This window comes from Sphingobacterium sp. HSC-15S19, assembly GCF_050433745.1.
Taxonomy (GTDB): domain Bacteria; phylum Bacteroidota; class Bacteroidia; order Sphingobacteriales; family Sphingobacteriaceae; genus Sphingobacterium; species Sphingobacterium siyangense.
Genome location: NZ_JBNPWQ010000031.1, coordinates 29,190 through 47,204, shown reverse-complemented (window position 1 = coordinate 47,204; position 18,015 = coordinate 29,190). Strand labels below are relative to the sequence as shown.

Genomic DNA, 18,015 nt, shown 5'->3' with positions numbered 1-18,015 from the left:
AAAAATCAACCATATATATTAAAGTATTGTTCTTATAATAGAGAGCTGCTTTTTTAAGGTTTAATAGTGCTCAGGCTATTTTTTATTGATGGCTATTATAATTTTAATCGGTGAGGTGTTATTAAATGTTATAAAAAGCAGCATTTAAAATACTACAAAATACAGCAGATGGAGAAACTACAAATTAATACGGAAAGGATCGAAGAATGGATTGCAGCGGGATATGATGTTCTTCAAGATGGAAAATTAATAAAAGTCGAAGGTGATCTGCAGGAATTTCTAAAACAGTTTGCTGATGATACAGCAGATGGAGGACCAAAAACATATCTGTTGAAGGAGCTGCTTACCTGGCCAGAGGAAGATTTAAAAAAAGTAGAAATGGGTTATGGAACAGATGAAAATAGCTGAAGATAAAATTGTACCATTGGATTTTGATTCAGAAGAATTACCTTTTGAAATTCGTGAGCTACGTCCCGTTGTATTTAGAGAAGAAACGTCGTATTGGTGTTTACTGGGGCCCGATCCGCATCAAGGCGTTTTCGGAAACGGTGAAACGGCTTTAGATGCTTTAGCCGACTGGCTAGAAAATTTACAGGTACGTTTAAAAACTGGGGACGAAAATGATGAAGTAGCGAATTATGCTCGGGAAAGTCTTCGGGCATCGAATCGTGATGTCTGGTAATATTCCGTAGTTATATTAAAAGTCTCCCCATACAGATTAATTACGATTGTTAATCGTCAGTCGTTTGACCCGCAACAGGAGTTCTTCTGGGCTAAACGGTTTCACCATAAAATCTGAAGCGCCAAGGTCAAAAGCTTCAATGACGACTTCCTCTTGTCCCATGTTGGAAAGTACAATAACCGGGATTTTTTTCTCGAGCTTTTTTATGGAAGAAAGGACTTCTATCCCCGAAGCAAATGGCATCATAATGTCAGTAATGATTAGATCCGGATCGATTGTACTAATCTTTTCAATTGCATCTTTTCCATTGTTGGTAGTGATAACCTCGTGACCTGCCTTGATCAGTTTGTATTGAACTGTCCGTAATATCAATTCATTATCTTCTGCAATTAAGATGACCATCTTGTTTTTATTATTAATATACTATTATGGAGGCCACAGCAAGTTTAGATGCTATTCCATATCTAACGATAGGTACAGAAATATTTTAACAATATGTTTAGTTTCCAGCTTCTATTTGTGTTATACATGATCTGAAAACATAGGTAGCAAAGAAGGACTTCAATCGCAAGAAGCTGTCTTGGCATTACTGGAAAAATGATCGTAAAATTGCTTTTGGCTAATATGAAATTCAAAGTCCCCAAATGAATTTCTGCGCAAATATATCATTGTAATAGAAATATGCAATAAAAGAAAAGTATTAGAAGGTAAATTTTATGCTAATATGTTGCTGATAAGTCATGTAGCTTCTTTTTTACAAAAAGTAAAAGCTGTAAATAAAAGATTGTAACATGATGTTACATGTGAAGGAGATGATCGTCGACAGATGATTTAACTCCTGGATACAAGAATTATTCATTATATTTAGGTAACCTAGTTCATTCGATATGTCATATAATATTCCCGATAATCTGAAGGGTCTTTCCACAACCGAGGTTAATGCCTCTCGCGCTAAATATGGTTGGAATCAATTGAGCGATAATCACAAGAGTACCTGGTTTGAACTGCTTGTGGATATTTTGAAGGAGCCTATGCTGATTCTGTTGATTATCATCTCGATGATTTATGTTTTTGTGGGGAATTACGGAGAGGCTGTATTTATGTTTGTCGCTATTGTTGCTGTTACGGCAATTTCTTTTTATCAGGATAATCGTAGCAAAAAAGCGCTGGAGGAGTTGGAAAAGCTGAACGAACCATTAAGCACCGTGATTCGAAATGGGAAGGTCAGTGAAATTCCAACACATGAGATTGTTGTGGGGGATCTCTGTATTACAGAGGAAGGTCGAATTATAAACGCTGATGGTCGTATTTTACATAGTAACGATTTTTCTGTTAATGAATCTTCGTTGACGGGGGAGAGTTTTTCCGTCTTTAAGGACAATAAATCTGAAGATAATCTGGTCTACGGCGGGACGGTTACGGTCTCAGGGCTGGCTGTGTTTGAAGTTACTAAAATCGGTAAAGAGACCCGTGTTGGAAAAATAGGTGAATCGATAAAAAATATCAAGGAAGAAATTTCACCATTGCAGGTGCAAATCCAAAAATTTGTAAAGGCAATGGCCATTGTCGGTATCCTAATTTTTTTGATCGTATGTCTATACAGTTTTATTGACAGCGGTAATTTAGTGGCAAGCTTGCTCAATGGACTTACTTTGGCCATGTCTGTATTGCCGGAAGAGATTCCTGTTGCGTTTACAACTTTTATGGCGCTTGGCGCATGGAAACTCATGCGGGAGGGGATTATAATCAAAAGAAGCAGTATTGTTGAAACTTTGGGCAGTACAACAGTGATTTGCACAGATAAGACCGGGACTATTACAGAGAATTCCATGCAATTGAAATACCTCTATAGTTATGCTACGGATTCATCTTATGATCAGGAAAGGTTTGATGAATCCGATTTAAGAGAGCTTATCGATTATGCGATGTGGAGCAGTGAGCCTGTGCCTTTTGACCCCATGGAAATTACGTTGCATAAAATATATGAAAAAACGCAAAAACAGGACCTCAGAAAGGAATATGCATTATTTCATGAATATCCATTAGATGGTAAACCGCCGATGATGACCCATCTTTTCGAAAATACAGGAAAAGATCGGATTATTGCTGCCAAAGGGGCACCGGAGGCTATACTTAGCGTATCCAAGCTGCCCGATAGTGAGAAAGATAAAATTAGGGCTATTGTTAAATCCTATGGAGAGCAGGGCTTTCGTCTATTGGGTGTGGGGAAAGCGAAATTCGAAGGCAATAATTTCCCCGCGAAGCAACAGGATTTTGAGTTCCAATTTTTAGGGTTGACCGTATTTTATGATCCCCCCAAAAAAGGTATCCAGGAAGTGTTCCAAGATATTTATGATGCCGGGATTAAAGTCAAAGTAATTACTGGCGACAATGCCGATACGACTAAAGCAATAGCGGCTCAGGCCGGAATTCGTATTTTGTCTCCACCGATCAATGGCAGTGAAATAGTCAATAGGTCCGGGGATGAAATTATGTCGATAGCGGAGCAAACAACTTTATTTACCAGAATGTTTCCGGATGCTAAATTGGCTATTGTAAATGCCCTGAAAAAGAAAGGGGAGGTTGTGGCGATGCTTGGTGATGGAGTAAACGATGGCCCAGCATTAAAAGCGGCCCATATCGGCGTTGCTATGGGCAATAAAGGTACTGAAATAGCAAAATCAGCCGCGGCGTTAATTATCACAAATGATGATCTACAAAAGTTAATCATTGGTATAGCAGCCGGAAGAAGGATTTACGCAAACATCAAGAAGGCGGTTCAATACATCATTTCTATTCATATCCCCATTATTTTGACCGTATCACTACCTTTGTTTTTAGGCTGGGTATTTCCGCAGATTTTTAGCCCTGTGCATGTGATCTTCCTCGAATTGGTCATGGGGCCCACCTGCTCGATTGTATATGAAAATGAACCTATTGAAAAGGATACGATGAAACGACCTCCTAGAGCTATGGGCGACACTTTTTTGAGTATAAATGAGCTCGGAATAAGCATTGTTCAAGGCCTGATAATCACTATAGGAATTCTATTTGTTTATCAGTTTACTGTTCAGCAGGGGGGGACTGAGGAAAAAACGAGGGCTATGGTTTTCGCCACTTTAATCTTTGCCAATGTTTTGCTGAGTTATGCTAACCGATCTTTCCACTATAGTATCCTTGAAAGTTTTAAAAACCGAAACTTGCTGCTCGTGGGTATTTCGATCGCTGTGCTTCTATTTTTAGCCGTGATATTATATGTCGCTCCGGTCGCCCAATTTTTTACTGTAGCAGCCCTGAGCGGATATGAATTGGGGATAGCGCTCTCCGTGGCTGCAGCATCCGTGTTATGGTTTGAGGTCTATAAATTGATCGGGAGAATTGTACGTGCTAAAAAAGATTGAAGGGATATATCGAGATAATCCAAGTATTAAACGAATAGAATTAGGCGCAAGTCCAGGAATCTTACTGAATAAATTTCGAAGTAATTCCTCTTTTCTTGATGTAGAAATTCAGCGCTCGCCCTGCCTCTGTAGGTCGATCTGTACTTAATATATCTGCACCGCGATCAATAAATCCGGCATAAACTTGAAAGCCTTTTTTGTCGGCCTGTCTGTCTAAGTTTCCCAGTGTACCCAATATGCACATGATTCCATGGTCATGTAGTACTTTGGTTAATGCTGGGTCTGCTTCACGTGTTCCGACGAAGGCTAACAAGCGATTGTCGGGGATATCTTTTTCATTTAGACGAGCAAGGTCATCCAGGTTATTGACCGAGGCCGAAATCATGATGTCGCTAGCCAGACTGTGCACTTTGGCCGCCTGGTTGGCACTATACGTGATGATGACTACGCTAGATTCTGCCCTTTGTTTGCGAATAGCATTGATAACGGCTTCATAAGGGACATCATTTTTAATGTCTAAGGTGAAGATTACCTTTCCTTTTCCCCAAGAAAGTGCTTCTTCGAGCGTGGGGATCCTATATGGCGTTATCTTTTTGTTATTGTCCAATAGACGAAGCTTTTTGAGCTCAGTTAAACTGCTGGCGTTCACAGGCCCTCTGCCGGTGGTTGTTCGGTTTAACGTATTGTCATGCATTAATATCAGCGCTGAGTCTTTACTGATGCGAACATCACATTCAACAAGGACTGGCTGCAAGCTCGCATTATAGGAAAATGTTTCGATTGCATTTTCGGGGTATCCAGATGCGGGGCCACCACGATGCAAACTGACCAATGGATAACGATTATCATCATAGGTCAAAAACTGATATAATTCCTCCACATTTTGGAGCTGTATACGTTTACCCACTGGCAAGCCATCCGTATTGGCTCCGTTACGAAAGCAACTGCTTACGATAAAGCAGATCAATAAAAGGAAGTAGTGGCGTATACGTATATTCATTGTCTATCTATTGTGCTGATTAATCAGATCGGCTAGTGCCTCGACACTGGTATTTAATTGGTCGATTGTCAGATGCGCCTGCGTATAATAAGGTTCTCTTTCGCTCAACTTCTCTTCGATAAATAGCCGTAGTTCCTCAGGTGATTTTCCGATTAGAATGGGCCTTTTGTGTAGTTTAGATTGAGAAAGACGGTCAAAAAGTGCTTTGGGTGACATCTGTAAATAGACGGCATATCCATTCGCCCTGATCCATTCCATGTTGTCAAAGAAACAGGGGGCACCACCACCGGTAGATATGACGGCAGCATTCTCAGAAAATTTACGCAATTGCTCGCGTTCTAATGCCCGGAATGCGTCTTCACCATGTTGACTAAAATATTCGGTAATGCTCATGCCAATTTGTTTTACGATCTCCTCATCTGTGTCGATAAAAGGGAGTTCGAGTTTAGTGGCAAGTTTCTTACCCAGGGTAGTTTTTCCACTTCCCATATAACCAATCAAAAATATAGGTTTAGGCATAGGTACTATTTGTCTTTACTTAGAAATTTATCTTCAATGGTTTTGGCATCCGGAAAGTTATTATAGTGCCATTTTCCGACGACGTTGCCTCCTTTTAGGAGCAGTACACCAGGATTTGCCCTGACCATGCTTTTTAGAGGAATGAGATCGGCATAGAATATCTCCGCAATTAATTGCATTTTATCACTCAGATATTGGGCGTCTTTGGATGCCGAAGCAGTCAATAGCACAACACGAAGCCCATTATAATCTTTTGTTAATTGGATGGCGGCCTGATTGATCTTTTGGATAGCATCAATATTGGTCGAAGAAAGATCCTTTGCAACGATAACAAGATTGTAATACGGATTAGCAATGATTTCTTGCGTATGGTCCGCTCCGTCAGCATCCGTAATCAAGAGATCAGGAATAGGAATATCATATCCCTTTTTGACCAATTTACTCTCAGGTTCACCTATAATTTCCCACGATTCATCTTCCCATAGCTTGTCAGCCATATAGACCTTGTCATTGACCTTTTTTGTTTCACCCGTCTTTTTGTTTTTCATGGTATAGATTTGCTCAAACAAATCGCCTTGTTTGCCTTCAGGGAGCACCATTAATGAAGGTAAGTTGTTGCCAACTTTGTAGGGTAAGAAATCAATAAACGGGAGGTAGTTTACGGTATAGATACCAATACCTAAAGAGATAATCGCTGTAATCACAGTAGCAACGAATTGATTGCCTGATCCTTTGATAATTGATCGTAATTGCTTTCGGTTAAAAAATATAATAAGGATCAACGCCAAGAGCACCAGATCTTTAGAAAATGATTGCCAAGGAGTAAGTGGGATGGCATCCCCAAAACAGCCACAAGAGGTCACAACCTCAAAAAATGCCGAATAGAAGGTTAGAAAAGTGAAAAATAGAATCAGTAGTAGCAGGCCCCAGGCAACGGTATTCGCATAGACCCCCAATAATAACAGTGCTCCTAACAAAATTTCAAAACCACAGATTACTACAGCGATGGCAGTAGCGTATTCATTAAAAGCTGTGAGATGAAAGACCTCAAAGTATTCCTGAAGCTTATAGCCAAACCCTGTCGGGTCATTTGCTTTAATAAAACCTGAGAATATGAAAAGAAGTCCCGTAAAAATCCGGCAAAATCCTAAAAGATAATTTGTTTTGGTACGCTGCTGTGTAGCTGTCATAATCCGATTATTGTTGTGCGATTCCTAATTTAATTAATGCAAAAACTGCGTAATTGAGCATATCCTGATAGTTGGCATGGATGCCTTCAGAGACCAGGGTTTGTCCATCGTTATCTTCAATTTGTTTGACGCGATGTATTTTCATCAAGATCAGATCTGTCATGGAAGAAACACGCATATCGCGCCATGCCTCACCGTAATCGTGGTTTTTGGCAAGCATGAGATCTCTGGTCTCGGTAACCTTTTCTGTATATTTTTGATTCACAAAGGTTGGATCCAAATTTTCTTCGCCATCTTCACCCAAATCAATCTGAATCATGGCCATGACACAGTAATTGATAATACCGATATATTCGTCGACAATTCCTTCGCCCACTTTGGAAACCTTTTTGATTTCTAGCGTACGTATACGTTGTGCTTTAATGTAAATCTGATCCGTAATGGAAGATAGGCGCATAATCCGCCATGCCGTTCCATAATCCTTTGTTTTTTTAATAAATAAATCCTGACAATGTTTGATAACACTGTTATATTCCTGAATGGTATCCATATCGTTGATTGAAGAAACTTGATGAGACAAGTTGTGATTACACTACAAATATAATTAGAAAATAATACTTCCAACGGTCAAATGAATGTACAATTTGTGCTTTATTGCTAAAATATAAACAATAATTTTGGATATTACCACAATTAAAAGTTCGCAGGGGCTAGGGGCAACAGCATCGTGCAAGTGCATGACGTGAATTTCTCGTTTCCTATATCCTCAAACGTTTAAATATGGGTAACTTTAGATAAGTTTGATCAGTTTGCAAGGTGTCTTGCCAACTTTGAAGATAGTAAAAATATAAATTCATGGATTTTCAACAACCTGTTATTAGAGAAGTAGAGATCATCCGATATGTTCAGCCATTTCGGGAAGGGGGGTCTTTACCCGCATTAGTCGATGCCGATGATGGCTTTAGTTATGTTATAAAATTTAGAGGGGCAGGTCAGGGACGAAAAGCATTGATTGCGGAATTGATCGGTGGAGAGCTGGCGAGATTGCTCAAATTAAGAGTTCCCGAAATTGTATTTGCGGAGTTGAACGAATCCTTTGGCCGTACAGAACCCGATGAAGAAATTCAGGATCTGCTCAAATTTAGTGTGGGCAAAAATCTGGGACTTCATTTTCTGAGTGGAGCAATCACATTTGACGCGAATGTCGATGCTATCGGCGCGGAGGAAGCATCGAAAATTGTTTGGTTAGATTCACTCTTGATGAATGTAGACCGTACTGTGCGGAATACAAATATGCTGATATGGCATAAAGAACTTTGGTTGATAGATCACGGCGCTTCCTTATATTTTCATCACAGTTGGGATAATTGGGAAGAACAATCCCTAAAACCATTTGTTCAGATTAAAGATCACGTACTGCTCAAAAATGCAAGTATGGTGGAGAAAATAGATCAGGAATACCGTTCCGTTTTTACGGAGGCGGTATTTCGCGGAATATTGGCGGTGGTACCCGATGAATGGCTGGAAGATGCCGAACGTGAGCTCTCTGCAGCCGATGCGCGCGAAGTGTATGTTTCTTTCCTGAAACGGCGTGTAGCCAATTCATCCATTTTTGTAAAACAAATAGAAGATGCCAGAAAAGACCGTATATGAGTATGCTGTGGTACGTTTGATACCACGGGTGGAGCGAGAGGAATTTATCAATGTAGGCGTAGCTCTTTATTGTCGTAAGTATCGTTTTGCGAAGATGGTTTATCTTGTTAATGAACAGAAGGTACGGTCGCTTTGTCCGGATATTGAATTGGAATTGATCGAAAATCATCTTTCATCTTTCCAACGAATCTGCCACGGCGAAAAAGATGCCGGCAAACTTGCTGCACTGGATATCACCGAACGCTTTCGATGGCTGACCGCAAAGCGGAGTACCCTGATTCAATGTTCGGCATCACATCCCGGATTATGTGAGGACCCCGAAGCAACATTGAAGGAGCTGTTTGAGCGTCTGGTTCTGTAAATTAAAAGATGTGCACCCTTGATCATGGGACAATACGTGATGGTCAAAGGGGCTAAGTTTTGATAATAAGGCTTAATCTATCAATATTGTATAGTATATTTGTTTTAATAAACTAGTGAAGATGCATGATTTTTATCAACATATCTATGAACAGCAACTTGCTGTTCTAGAAATGCCTTCTAACAAGAAGATCTGTGGCTGGGCTATCCGAATTGTGGATGTGCTCTTCCCCGAACGAAATTCTAGCGAGATGAAATCGGTCGATGATGTGAAGCTCGCTTTTGAACAATTTGAATTAGAACTGGAGCAACTCCTGAGCAAATCCAAAGCTTGTCAAAGCTGCAATCACTCAGAAGTAGCGCACAAGTTTTTTGAACGGATTCCACAGCTTTATGAATTGATGTGCTGGGATGCAGACGCATTGATGGATGGGGATCCAGCAGCACAGAATAAAAGAGAAGTCGTACGTACTTATCCCGGTTTCTTTGCCATCTGTATCTTCCGAATGGCCAATGAACTGCATCGCTTGGGTGTTCCTTTGATACCGCGCATATTGACGGAACATGCCCATTCTAAAACAGGTATTGATATCCATCCCGGAGCAACGATAGGCCATCATCTGCATATTGATCATGGCACCGGATTAGTCATCGGTGAAACCTGCACCATTGGTAATTACGTGAAGCTTTATCAGGGTGTAACCTTGGGCGCGCTGAGTGTTGATAAGGTGTTTTCCAATGTAAAACGCCACCCGACAATCGGTGATCATGTCATTATCTATTCAGGGGCCACCATCCTCGGCGGTGAAACACACATCGGCCATCATTCGGTCATTGGCGGGAATGTTTGGTTGACAAGTTCTGTAGAGCCTTATACCACCGTATATCATCAGGCCACATCAAAATTTATAGATTCGAAACCAATAATATAGATACCATGGGAAATATCATAGATACCATAGGAAATACGCCTTTAGTCGAGATAACACAATTTCATACAAATCCCAAGGTGCGGATATTTGCGAAAATGGAGGGGAATAATCCTGCTGGTTCGGTGAAAGATCGTGCGGCACTAAATATGATCCGCTCGGCGATGGAGCGCGGTGACATTACAAAAGATAGCAAATTGATTGAGGCAACGAGTGGAAATACCGGAATCGCACTGGCTATGATTGCAGGTATATATGGACTTAACCTTGAGCTTGTGATGCCGGCTTCTTCAACACGGGAGCGAACACTTACGATGGAGGCTTATGGCGCTAAAGTCACCTTATTGGAATCCATGGAAATATGCCGCGATTATGCAGAAGAAAAGGCCGAAAAAGAAGGTTATTTTATATTGAATCAATTTGCAAATCCGGATAATTACGAAGCACATATCAAGACAACGGGACCTGAAATCTGGCGTGATACAGACGGAAAGATTACACATTTTGTAAGCGCTATGGGTACTACAGGTACAATTATGGGAAACTCCATCTATCTGAAGGAGAAAAATGCAGCTATTCAGATTGTAGGTTGCCAGCCTACTCCGGAATCCTCGATACCAGGTATACGGCGTTGGCCCGAAGCATATCTGCCCAAGATTTTTGATCCGAGCAGGGTAGATCGTGTCATCGATATATCCCAACAGGAAGCAACCGAGTTTGCGCGGGAGCTTGTCAAGCGCGAAGGTGTTTTTGCCGGAATGAGTACCGGCGGAGCTTTTGCCGGAGCACTTAAAATTGCAAATGAAATCGAAGCAGGCCTTATTGTCTTTATTGCCTGTGACCGAGGTGATCGTTATTTGAGTTCAGACCTTTTTGGCTAAGAACCCATACGAACAATACCAAGCCCACTACGGATCTTCGCTTATTTTTAGCAATCTTTAGTGGGCTTTTCAATGTCTAAGCATCGGCGCCAAAGGTTAGTAGATTGCTGTCGGGATCTAAAATCGAAAACTCACGCTGACCCCAAGGCTTCATCTCAAGTTTACCATTGGGATGAATCTCAACGTTATTTTCTTGAAAAGATTCATACAGACAATCAATATCGTCTGTACGTATATAAACCATACCATAATTATCTTCGGGTGGAAGTTCTTGGAATTCAAAAAAATGAATTTCAATATCATCTTTCTTCAACATCAGATACCCTTCATAGTCGGCAGTGCCACATAATGAAAATCCAAGTTTATGTAGATAAAAATCCTTTGTAAGGGTTTTGTTGCGCATGGGCAGTTTGGGGTGAATGGCTGTCAGTTTCATCGGTATATAATTATTAAGTCGAGTTTAATCCATCTGTTTAGTAACCTATTTGAAATATAATCATTTATCGTAATATTTTAATGTTCTAACAATAAGGATTATTTCATTTTTATAACGTATTCTTTAGCTATTTTGGCTAAAATGTAGTTGTTTGTTATAACCAATTGTTATGACTCATTTATAATTGTGTCTTTTAAAATAATTGAGAGTTATTCAATTTTGTGCCAAATCAATGTATCATTGTCATGGACAAAAAAATAAATACGACAATTCGTTATAAGCAGCTACTCAATCGAAAGATCTCCGTTCGGGAAATCATTTTTATACTCTTATTTGTATTGTGTCTTACCCCATTTGTTTCAGCTCCGCTTGCCTTACTTTTGGGTATTATTGTGGCACAATGGATCGGTCATCCCTTTCTGGCAGTCAATCACAGGGCAACACAGATTTTGTTACAGATTTCTGTCGTTGGACTTGGCTTTGGAATGAATATCGATACGGCTATCCAAACGGGTAAGCAAGGGTTTGTGTTAACCGTTATTTCTATTCTCGGAACATTATCATTGGGCTATCTATTGGGTAGGTTACTCAAGTTGGAAAAGGTAACCGCTTATTTGATTTCTGTCGGCACGGCCATTTGTGGTGGAAGTGCTATTGCGGCGGTTTCACCAACTATAAAAGCCAATGAGAAGCAAGTAAGCGTGGCGCTAGGGACCATATTTGTACTGAATGCCATTGCTTTATTTGTATTTCCTGTTGTCGGTCATTTGCTTGATCTCAGCCAGACGCAATTTGGTTTATGGTGCGCGGTTGCTATACAGGATACCAGTTCTGTCGTTGGTGCAGCGAGTAAGTATGGTAATGAAGCACTACAGGTCGCGACAACCGTAAAATTAACTAGAGCTTTATGGATTATTCCGATCGCCTGTTTAAGTGCTGTAGCATTCAAGACCAAAGGGACGAGCATTAAAATACCATATTTTATTGGTCTATTTGTATTGGCGGTTATCTTAACAAGTTATATCCCTTTTTTTCAGCATATAGGAGGCTATGTCGTCTATATTTCAAAGATGGGGCTTACCTTAACTTTGTTTTTAATTGGAGCAAGTTTGTCTAGGGAGGTTTTGTTGGCAGTAGGTTTTAAAGCAATACTACAAGGAGTAGTGCTGTGGTTGGGATTATCAATACCGGTACTTGTCTATATTTATTTTTGCCTTTAGGCATTTAACGTATACTTCAGCATAATCATATCTTTCAACAGTTGACCATTTTCATAAATAGGCAGCTCATAATTTTCGATGAAAAAATCTTTACGGATAGCGTATTTAACAAAGCCATTTCGTTCATAAAAACGAATTTGAGCCAGACCACAATCTGCGGTACCCACAATCAGGTTCGGGTATTGCTGGTAGTTCTCCTTGATAAAATCAAGTAGTTGACTTCCGAGGCCCATGCCTTGAAACTCTGGTGATACGGCGATGTTTTTAATCTCTAATGTTTCCGTATTGACCGGATATAAACAGAAAACAGCGATAGGTTTTACCATTTCATAGACAACATAAACCATCGATTCATAGAGGTATTTGTCGATTGCATGAATGGTTTCGTCTGCTAAAAGCAACAAATCATAAGGATAATCCTTATGATTTGTAATAAGTTTTATTTGAAAGCTATTGCGCATGTATAAGAATTCGCCAATGGCCTATAGTCTAATGTTGGAATTAATTGAAATGATATAAAAAGATAACATCACCCACGTAAGCCGGTTTTGCACTGTCTTTGATTTTCAATGTAGCTTCAATGGTAACTTTAACAACCCCTCTCAAATTGACCACCGATTTTACTTGTGTATGTAGCTGTACAGCATTGTCAACCAAAACGGGTTGTGCAAAACGTAGGTTTTCAATCCCATAATTGATTTCCATTTTGACATTTCTTACTTCAGCAATTTGTTTCCATAAATAAGGAATAAGGGACAAGGTCAGATAGCCGTGGGCAATAGTTGATTTGAAAGGACTATCCGTTTTGGCCTTTTCGCTATCTAAATGAATCCATTGGTGGTCTAGTGTTGCATCCGCAAATTGATTAATTTGTTTTTGATCAATAACATGCCATTGGGATTCGCCTAATGATTTTCCTTCAAAGGCTTTGTACTCTTCATAATTGTTAATTATTGTCATATGTAATCTTTTTATCGCGTTTTGTTGGTATCGTTCCCCGCTTTTAATGGAGAAGGGAAGATGAATTAGTGGCTAAATATAACTATACTTTTAAGAATCCTAAGCATATCCTTTATTTAAAAGATGATCGCATGAAAAGACAAGCTAAGTTCGTTCGTCATTAATACGGTTACCCGAGTTGTGTCGTTGCATAAGTGTTTTCAACGTAGGATCTGAAATTTTCGAGTATGGCCTGCCATCCATTACGCTGCATATCAATTGGATTTTCCGTTTCTGCATCAAAAATTATCGTGATATCCGTAGCAGACTTTTTTGCATTGAAGTTGACTTCAACATGACGGCCATCAGGCATAACATAGGCTATTTTTTTAAAGGGTTCAAGTGCGGTATAGCTGCCTTCAAAATCAAAGCCCATAGATCCGTCTTTTGCCTCCATGCGGTTTTTGAACTTTCCGCCAATGCGTAAATCATTGATTGAACTTGTACAGTGCCAATCGTCTGAAGCATGGTTCCATTGCATGATATCCTCGGCTGAGTTATATGCATTCCAGATCGTTTCTACGCGTACGTTGATATGGGTTTCAATCTTTATCTGTTCCATAAAATGTTTGATGTTTTCTAAGTTAATAACAGGAAAATTTGGGTTTTGTTATATCTATCGCCAGATAATTATCAATATATAATAAAAAGTGTAAAGTTGAAACTTATTTTGGTGCAACCAAAAGGTTTTGATTGAGTTTTGTTAACTTTAAGCTATTTAACACTTAAATACGATTTATATGTCCTCCAAATTGCTTGTTATCTTCTTTTTTCTGTTTTCACCGAGTTTGATTTTTGCGCAGCAATATAAAACGACAACCGACGTTGCCTATTGTAAACCTGATGAACCAGATTCTTATAAGAAAGAACGTTGTAAATTGGATATCTATATCCCGACTGATCGTAAAAATTTTGCTACCATCGTATGGTTTCATGGAGGTGGACTAGAGGAGGGAAATAAATTTATTCCACTTGAACTTAAAGAGAAAGGTGTAGCGGTTGTAGCGGTAAATTATCGGCTAAGCCCCAAAGCGAAATCGCCGAGCTATATTGAAGATGCTGCTGAGGCTGTTGCATGGACATTTTCACATATTGCCAGCTATGGTGGAGATCCCTCAAAAATTTATGTGTCGGGGCATTCTGCAGGCGGATACCTGGCTTTAATGGTTGGTTTGGATAAGCATTACCTTCAAAAATTTGGTGTTGATGCAAATAATATAAAAGGGCTGGCGCCGATTAGTGGGCAAACAAATACGCATTATACAATTAAAAAGGAACGTGGTCAATCTATGGTGATCCCCCAGATTGATCAGTTTGCACCACTTTCTTTTGCACGGAAGGATGCACCGCCAATTCTCCTGATCACTGGCGATCAACAATTGGAAATGGCCGCACGGTTTGAGGAAAACGCACATTTGGCAGCGATCTTAAAACAGGTTGGGCATCCCAAAACCTCGTTGTACCAACTGCAGGGTTTTGATCATGGAGGAGTGTATGCACCCGGCTGTCTGTTGATGCTTAACTGGATCAAAGGACTCGAAAAATAGTTTTTATGTGGTCAGGCCGAGAATCGGAAATACAGCAAATCAAAATATTATAAACAAAATAGGAAATATTACAATTGTACATTCGTAAATTCTACCGAAATTTACCTCCAAAGTAGCACATCTCTACTTATCAAATTTAATCCGTTATGTGGGCAAAACGCAATATCGTATTTATAATCTGTATGCTGGGGCTTTTTTTAGCACCCCATAGGTTATTTGCCTGCCACGAACCGTCCGAAAAGCCAAAACAGGAAGAAAAATCCTGTTGTCTTGATGAAAGACAACATATAAAAGATGTCGGAACAGAAGATTGTTGTAAAGATGAAAGAGCTGAATCGCCAAAATCTGATCACCATGGGGATGACTGTGGTAAACATTGTGGCGAAAAATCATGCCGCACCTCGCTGCAATGTAATCCTATTGTTTCAGTAATCGAAGCTCAGCTTATTTTACCCTTGCATGCTGATGCATTAAACGCTTATGCGCGTTATAAACAACCTTATTGCGCAGATGCCTATTTTTCCATTTGGCAACCTCCTCAGATCGCTTAAAGTTAGACTGTTAGCCCATGCTATGTCTTTTTGGATCGGTTTCTCTATCCAAAATCTCGTTTATTTAATTTATGAAAATCCCTTTGAATCTATCGGATTCAATACGCAAATACAGTAAATCGCTGTAGAAAGGTTTTTCGTCAGTATTCTTTTATATACTACATATCATAATCATGAGATTAATTTCATTACTTGGTTTGGTAATCCCTGTATTACTATCCACCCAACATACACATGCACAAATTAAAAATGCAAAGACAGCGACTGTAAAGATTTTTGGAAACACTCCGGCTGTTAAAACGATCATTGAAAAAGAAGGCAAGGACAGACAATTTGCTAAAGTTGACTGGAATCAGACAACCAAGCTAGCAGTTGTTACCTACGACTCTTCAAAAACAAGCGCGGATGAGGTCCTTAAGCGTATTGCATTGGCGGGGTTCGACAATGAAAAATTTCTGGCTCCAGATGATGCTTATATTCAATTGGCAAAAGCTGAACAATATGAACGAATCCTAAAACCAGCATTAAAAAATGGCACTGAACATCAGGTCGATCATACGAATCATAGCCAGGGCTTACAAACGATAATTCAACCTTCGGCGAGCACAAAATCAGCCGATGAAAAGACCGCATTTGCGCAGTTGACAAATCCTTATTTTGCGCTAAAGGATGCTTTGGTGAAGACGGATGCGGTGGTAGCTGCAGCTCAGGCAGAGGCATTTCAAGCAGCAATCAAAGCTGTCGATATGAATAAACTTAGCCACGATGAACATACCGTATGGATGAAGGTTATGGATAAGCTGGCAACCGATGCGGCAGGTATAACTAAAAATAAAGATGTGGCTAAGCAACGTGTGGCTTTTGCATCTCTTTCAACTACGTTGTATGAGCTTCTGAAGGTGAGTAAAGTGGATGGACCTATTTATTATCAGCACTGCCCCATGTTTAATGAAGGCAAGGGAGCGCATTGGTTAAGTAAGGAGAATGCCGTGAAAAACCCATTCTTTGGCGTACAAATGATCAGTTGTGGAAGTACAGTAGAAACGTTAAACTAATCGGCTGCGTTATGAATTATTTCCTAGCTATCCTATCGGTTGTTGTGTTGTCTTTAACGGCCTGTGGTAGTTCACAAACGAATACCAAAGCTGAAGATCGAATAGCTTCTACTGATCCTGCTATCGGTTTGCCTGTACAGTCCGTTCAATACAAGGTGGGCGATCTTGTGCCTACAGCACAAGTTTGCATGGTGAATGATGCTTTTATGGGGAAAAAACAATTGCTGATCAGACACGAGGGTAAGGATTATTATGGCTGCTGTGAAATGTGTAAAAAGCGCATACCCCAAGAAGCTGCGATACGTGTGGCTATTGATCCTTTTTCAAAAAAAGAAGTGGATAAGGCAACGGCTTCCATCGCAATTACCGGCGATCAGGGGGAAGTTTCCTATTTTGAAAACGAAACAAACTATCGAAATTACATTAAAAATCTAAACCTATAAATACACTTAATTATGAAAAAGGTTATGCCAATTGTGGCAGTCGCTCTGATATTCGTTGCATGCAAGAATTCAACATCGAAAAATACACATGCAGATCATATGGTCACTGTTGCTGCGGATACCGCAACGATAGCTGTCGACAAAAGCAAAGGCGATACCGCTTTGAATAAAGAAGAGACCGCTGGCGTAAGTAATACGGCAGCAAAAATAGAATCATCCACTGAGAAAGTTGATCTAAAAACAGTTAGCAATCCTTTTGCAGGCTTATACAGTGCCTATTTCGAACTGAAAGATGCATTGGTTAAGGATAATGGAGCGGCAGCACAGACAGCTGCGAAAGGAACCCAGGCTGCCATTGAAAAACTTGATAGCAGACAATTAAATGCTGTTCAAGGAAAACTTTGGAAGGAATACCAACGGAAATTGGCTTTCGATACAGAGCATATTGCTGGAATTAAAGAAAATGAACATCAGCGTGAGCACTTTGTGACCCTTTCCAAAAATATGTATGTGTTGATGAAATCTGTCAAACCTGAAGTTACGGTATATTATCAGCACTGCCCCATGTATCGTGATGGAAAAGGAGCCAATTGGTTGAGCACACAAAAGAAAATTGAAAATCCTTATCTAGGTCAGTCAATGCCCACCTGTGGATCTATCGTAGAAACTATACAATAAAACAATGAAAAGCTTATTCGAAGGACTGCCTAGTCTACATCCGCTATTGGTGCATTTTCCGATTGTACTCTTGTTGACGGCGTTGATCAGTCATATAGGTGCCTTATTGTTTAAAAAACATCGACGTCCTTTCACTGTGCTGACTTTTGGATTGTTGTTATTGGGAACACTTGGAGCTTTTGCTGCAATTCAGACCGCAAACCATATTTCAGGCGATGCCGATGAAGGAGCCTTTGCGGTTTTTGAGATCCATCAACGTTTTGCCTGGATTAGCTTTTGGCTTGCAAGTGGCACAACGGTCCTGCATTTTGTTGGATTGCGGAAAGATACAGGTGCCTGGATAAACTATTTGATATTGATTTTGTTGATAAGTTTATCGGTGACACTATTTGTCACAGGACATCACGGGGCTAGACTGGTCTACCAATATGGCGTAGGGCCGATGGGAAATGGAATACTAATCAATTAAAT

23 protein-coding genes are annotated in these 18,015 nt (G+C 40.0%); 14 read left to right on the top strand and 9 right to left on the bottom strand.

The features are described from left to right. Nucleotides 1-168 precede the first annotated feature (168 nt). Together L1283_RS21505 and L1283_RS21500 are read left to right on the top strand one after the other, a co-directional pair. Entirely contained in the window at nucleotides 169-408 is a 240-nt protein-coding gene (locus tag L1283_RS21505) for a hypothetical protein (RefSeq protein WP_070564711.1), read from the top strand. Then, nucleotides 386-682 carry a hypothetical protein gene (locus L1283_RS21500; protein WP_145328167.1) on the top strand — a complete coding sequence of 99 codons (297 nt, stop codon included), beginning with the start codon at nucleotides 386-388 and terminating at the stop codon, nucleotides 680-682. The genes L1283_RS21505 and L1283_RS21500 overlap by 23 nt, the downstream gene beginning before the upstream one ends. A 36-nt stretch (nucleotides 683-718) precedes the next feature. On the opposite strand, the gene L1283_RS21495 is transcribed toward L1283_RS21500, so the two are convergent. Continuing rightward, a complete protein-coding gene (locus L1283_RS21495; protein WP_145328168.1) occupies nucleotides 719-1,084 on the bottom strand; it encodes a response regulator transcription factor in 366 nt (121 codons plus the stop codon). 485 nt (nucleotides 1,085-1,569) lie between these two features. Between L1283_RS21495 and L1283_RS21490 the strand changes: the two genes are divergently transcribed. Beyond that, nucleotides 1,570-4,083, top strand: a complete 2,514-nt coding sequence (locus L1283_RS21490; RefSeq protein ID WP_145328169.1) for a cation-translocating P-type ATPase — start codon at nucleotides 1,570-1,572, stop codon at nucleotides 4,081-4,083. Between the two features lie 61 nt (nucleotides 4,084-4,144). Here L1283_RS21490 and L1283_RS21485 read toward each other — a convergent pair whose 3' ends face one another. The 4 genes from L1283_RS21485 to L1283_RS21470 are packed head-to-tail and all read right to left on the bottom strand — an operon-like array spanning nucleotide 4,145 to nucleotide 7,342. Continuing rightward, complete coding sequence (locus L1283_RS21485; RefSeq protein ID WP_075991209.1) at nucleotides 4,145-5,083, bottom strand: glycerophosphodiester phosphodiesterase family protein; 939 nt, start codon at nucleotides 5,081-5,083, stop codon at nucleotides 4,145-4,147. Nucleotides 5,084-5,086: 3 nt separating this feature from the next. Next, nucleotides 5,087-5,602, bottom strand: coding sequence for a shikimate kinase (locus L1283_RS21480; protein WP_075991210.1), 516 nt, complete (start codon nucleotides 5,600-5,602; stop codon nucleotides 5,087-5,089). A 5-nt stretch (nucleotides 5,603-5,607) separates the two neighbouring features. After that, nucleotides 5,608-6,792: a BT_3928 family protein gene (locus L1283_RS21475; protein WP_075991211.1), complete on the bottom strand. Its 1,185-nt coding sequence runs from the start codon at nucleotides 6,790-6,792 to the stop codon at nucleotides 5,608-5,610. A gap of 7 nt (nucleotides 6,793-6,799) precedes the next feature. Then, a complete protein-coding gene (locus L1283_RS21470; RefSeq protein ID WP_088163452.1) occupies nucleotides 6,800-7,342 on the bottom strand; it encodes a DUF1599 domain-containing protein in 543 nt (180 codons plus the stop codon). 305 nt (nucleotides 7,343-7,647) lie between these two features. Between L1283_RS21470 and L1283_RS21465 the strand changes: the two genes are divergently transcribed. The 4 genes from L1283_RS21465 (at nucleotide 7,648) to cysM (ending at nucleotide 10,615) form a co-directional block, all read left to right on the top strand. Then, the gene (locus L1283_RS21465; protein WP_075991212.1) at nucleotides 7,648-8,445 is read left to right on the top strand and encodes a HipA family kinase; all 798 of its coding nucleotides are present in this window, start codon (nucleotides 7,648-7,650) and stop codon (nucleotides 8,443-8,445) included. Continuing rightward, complete coding sequence (locus L1283_RS21460) at nucleotides 8,423-8,806, top strand: DUF3037 domain-containing protein (protein ID WP_075991213.1); 384 nt, start codon at nucleotides 8,423-8,425, stop codon at nucleotides 8,804-8,806. Before L1283_RS21465 ends, L1283_RS21460 begins: the two co-directional genes overlap by 23 nt. A 121-nt stretch (nucleotides 8,807-8,927) precedes the next feature. After that, on the top strand, nucleotides 8,928-9,737 hold the full coding sequence (locus L1283_RS21455; protein ID WP_075991214.1) for a serine O-acetyltransferase: 810 nt from the start codon (nucleotides 8,928-8,930) through the stop codon (nucleotides 9,735-9,737). 5 nt (nucleotides 9,738-9,742) lie between these two features. Continuing rightward, nucleotides 9,743-10,615: a cysteine synthase CysM gene (gene cysM, locus L1283_RS21450; protein ID WP_088160358.1), complete on the top strand. Its 873-nt coding sequence runs from the start codon at nucleotides 9,743-9,745 to the stop codon at nucleotides 10,613-10,615. A gap of 76 nt (nucleotides 10,616-10,691) precedes the next feature. On the opposite strand, the gene L1283_RS21445 is transcribed toward cysM, so the two are convergent. Further along, complete coding sequence (locus L1283_RS21445; protein WP_088160359.1) at nucleotides 10,692-11,051, bottom strand: bleomycin resistance protein; 360 nt, start codon at nucleotides 11,049-11,051, stop codon at nucleotides 10,692-10,694. Between the two features lie 245 nt (nucleotides 11,052-11,296). Here L1283_RS21445 and L1283_RS21440 point away from each other — a divergent pair, with 245 nt between their 5' ends. Continuing rightward, nucleotides 11,297-12,271, top strand: a complete 975-nt coding sequence (locus L1283_RS21440; RefSeq protein WP_313239449.1) for a YeiH family protein — start codon at nucleotides 11,297-11,299, stop codon at nucleotides 12,269-12,271. Here L1283_RS21440 and L1283_RS21435 read toward each other — a convergent pair. The 3 genes from L1283_RS21435 to L1283_RS21425 all read right to left on the bottom strand — a co-directional run bounded on the left by L1283_RS21435 (nucleotide 12,268) and on the right by L1283_RS21425 (nucleotide 13,832). Further along, nucleotides 12,268-12,732 (bottom strand): GNAT family N-acetyltransferase, encoded by a 465-nt coding sequence (locus L1283_RS21435; protein ID WP_088160361.1) that lies wholly within the window; start codon nucleotides 12,730-12,732, stop codon nucleotides 12,268-12,270. The genes L1283_RS21440 and L1283_RS21435 overlap by 4 nt on opposite strands. Before the next feature lie 40 nt (nucleotides 12,733-12,772). After that, a complete protein-coding gene (locus tag L1283_RS21430) occupies nucleotides 12,773-13,231 on the bottom strand; it encodes a MaoC family dehydratase (RefSeq protein WP_046673910.1) in 459 nt (152 codons plus the stop codon). Nucleotides 13,232-13,400: 169 nt separating this feature from the next. Continuing rightward, a complete protein-coding gene (locus L1283_RS21425) occupies nucleotides 13,401-13,832 on the bottom strand; it encodes an SRPBCC domain-containing protein (protein WP_075991220.1) in 432 nt (143 codons plus the stop codon). A gap of 178 nt (nucleotides 13,833-14,010) precedes the next feature. Here L1283_RS21425 and L1283_RS21420 point away from each other — a divergent pair, with 178 nt between their 5' ends. The 6 genes from L1283_RS21420 (at nucleotide 14,011) to L1283_RS21395 (ending at nucleotide 18,013) form a co-directional block, all read left to right on the top strand. Next, on the top strand, nucleotides 14,011-14,817 hold the full coding sequence (locus tag L1283_RS21420; protein ID WP_088160362.1) for an alpha/beta hydrolase: 807 nt from the start codon (nucleotides 14,011-14,013) through the stop codon (nucleotides 14,815-14,817). 146 nt (nucleotides 14,818-14,963) lie between these two features. Further along, nucleotides 14,964-15,368 carry a hypothetical protein gene (locus tag L1283_RS21415; protein WP_112373693.1) on the top strand — a complete coding sequence of 135 codons (405 nt, stop codon included), beginning with the start codon at nucleotides 14,964-14,966 and terminating at the stop codon, nucleotides 15,366-15,368. A 173-nt stretch (nucleotides 15,369-15,541) separates the two neighbouring features. Further along, entirely contained in the window at nucleotides 15,542-16,423 is an 882-nt protein-coding gene (locus tag L1283_RS21410; RefSeq protein ID WP_075991223.1) for a DUF3347 domain-containing protein, read from the top strand. Between the two features lie 11 nt (nucleotides 16,424-16,434). After that, nucleotides 16,435-16,866, top strand: coding sequence for a hypothetical protein (locus tag L1283_RS21405; RefSeq protein WP_429626442.1), 432 nt, complete (start codon nucleotides 16,435-16,437; stop codon nucleotides 16,864-16,866). 12 nt (nucleotides 16,867-16,878) lie between these two features. Continuing rightward, nucleotides 16,879-17,544: a DUF3347 domain-containing protein gene (locus tag L1283_RS21400; protein ID WP_088160366.1), complete on the top strand. Its 666-nt coding sequence runs from the start codon at nucleotides 16,879-16,881 to the stop codon at nucleotides 17,542-17,544. A 4-nt stretch (nucleotides 17,545-17,548) separates the two neighbouring features. Continuing rightward, nucleotides 17,549-18,013, top strand: coding sequence for a DUF2231 domain-containing protein (locus L1283_RS21395; protein ID WP_075991226.1), 465 nt, complete (start codon nucleotides 17,549-17,551; stop codon nucleotides 18,011-18,013). Nucleotides 18,014-18,015 lie beyond the last annotated feature (2 nt).

Bases quoted from the DNA above. Each gene is read 5' to 3' on its own strand.
- L1283_RS21505 (WP_070564711.1), top strand. From the start codon at position 169: ATGGAGAAACTACAAATTAATACGGAAAGGATCGAAGAATGGATTGCA.
- L1283_RS21500 (WP_145328167.1), top strand. From the start codon at position 386: ATGGAACAGATGAAAATAGCTGAAGATAAAATTGTACCATTGGATTTT.
- L1283_RS21495 (WP_145328168.1), bottom strand. From the start codon at position 1,084: ATGGTCATCTTAATTGCAGAAGATAATGAATTGATATTACGGACAGTT.
- L1283_RS21490 (WP_145328169.1), top strand. From the start codon at position 1,570: ATGTCATATAATATTCCCGATAATCTGAAGGGTCTTTCCACAACCGAG.
- L1283_RS21485 (WP_075991209.1), bottom strand. From the start codon at position 5,083: ATGAATATACGTATACGCCACTACTTCCTTTTATTGATCTGCTTTATC.
- L1283_RS21480 (WP_075991210.1), bottom strand. From the start codon at position 5,602: ATGCCTAAACCTATATTTTTGATTGGTTATATGGGAAGTGGAAAAACT.
- L1283_RS21475 (WP_075991211.1), bottom strand. From the start codon at position 6,792: ATGACAGCTACACAGCAGCGTACCAAAACAAATTATCTTTTAGGATTT.
- L1283_RS21470 (WP_088163452.1), bottom strand. From the start codon at position 7,342: ATGGATACCATTCAGGAATATAACAGTGTTATCAAACATTGTCAGGAT.
- L1283_RS21465 (WP_075991212.1), top strand. From the start codon at position 7,648: ATGGATTTTCAACAACCTGTTATTAGAGAAGTAGAGATCATCCGATAT.
- L1283_RS21460 (WP_075991213.1), top strand. From the start codon at position 8,423: ATGCCAGAAAAGACCGTATATGAGTATGCTGTGGTACGTTTGATACCA.
- L1283_RS21455 (WP_075991214.1), top strand. From the start codon at position 8,928: ATGCATGATTTTTATCAACATATCTATGAACAGCAACTTGCTGTTCTA.
- cysM (WP_088160358.1), top strand. From the start codon at position 9,743: ATGGGAAATATCATAGATACCATAGGAAATACGCCTTTAGTCGAGATA.
- L1283_RS21445 (WP_088160359.1), bottom strand. From the start codon at position 11,051: ATGAAACTGACAGCCATTCACCCCAAACTGCCCATGCGCAACAAAACC.
- L1283_RS21440 (WP_313239449.1), top strand. From the start codon at position 11,297: ATGGACAAAAAAATAAATACGACAATTCGTTATAAGCAGCTACTCAAT.
- L1283_RS21435 (WP_088160361.1), bottom strand. From the start codon at position 12,732: ATGCGCAATAGCTTTCAAATAAAACTTATTACAAATCATAAGGATTAT.
- L1283_RS21430 (WP_046673910.1), bottom strand. From the start codon at position 13,231: ATGACAATAATTAACAATTATGAAGAGTACAAAGCCTTTGAAGGAAAA.
- L1283_RS21425 (WP_075991220.1), bottom strand. From the start codon at position 13,832: ATGGAACAGATAAAGATTGAAACCCATATCAACGTACGCGTAGAAACG.
- L1283_RS21420 (WP_088160362.1), top strand. From the start codon at position 14,011: ATGTCCTCCAAATTGCTTGTTATCTTCTTTTTTCTGTTTTCACCGAGT.
- L1283_RS21415 (WP_112373693.1), top strand. From the start codon at position 14,964: ATGTGGGCAAAACGCAATATCGTATTTATAATCTGTATGCTGGGGCTT.
- L1283_RS21410 (WP_075991223.1), top strand. From the start codon at position 15,542: ATGAGATTAATTTCATTACTTGGTTTGGTAATCCCTGTATTACTATCC.
- L1283_RS21405 (WP_429626442.1), top strand. From the start codon at position 16,435: ATGAATTATTTCCTAGCTATCCTATCGGTTGTTGTGTTGTCTTTAACG.
- L1283_RS21400 (WP_088160366.1), top strand. From the start codon at position 16,879: ATGAAAAAGGTTATGCCAATTGTGGCAGTCGCTCTGATATTCGTTGCA.
- L1283_RS21395 (WP_075991226.1), top strand. From the start codon at position 17,549: ATGAAAAGCTTATTCGAAGGACTGCCTAGTCTACATCCGCTATTGGTG.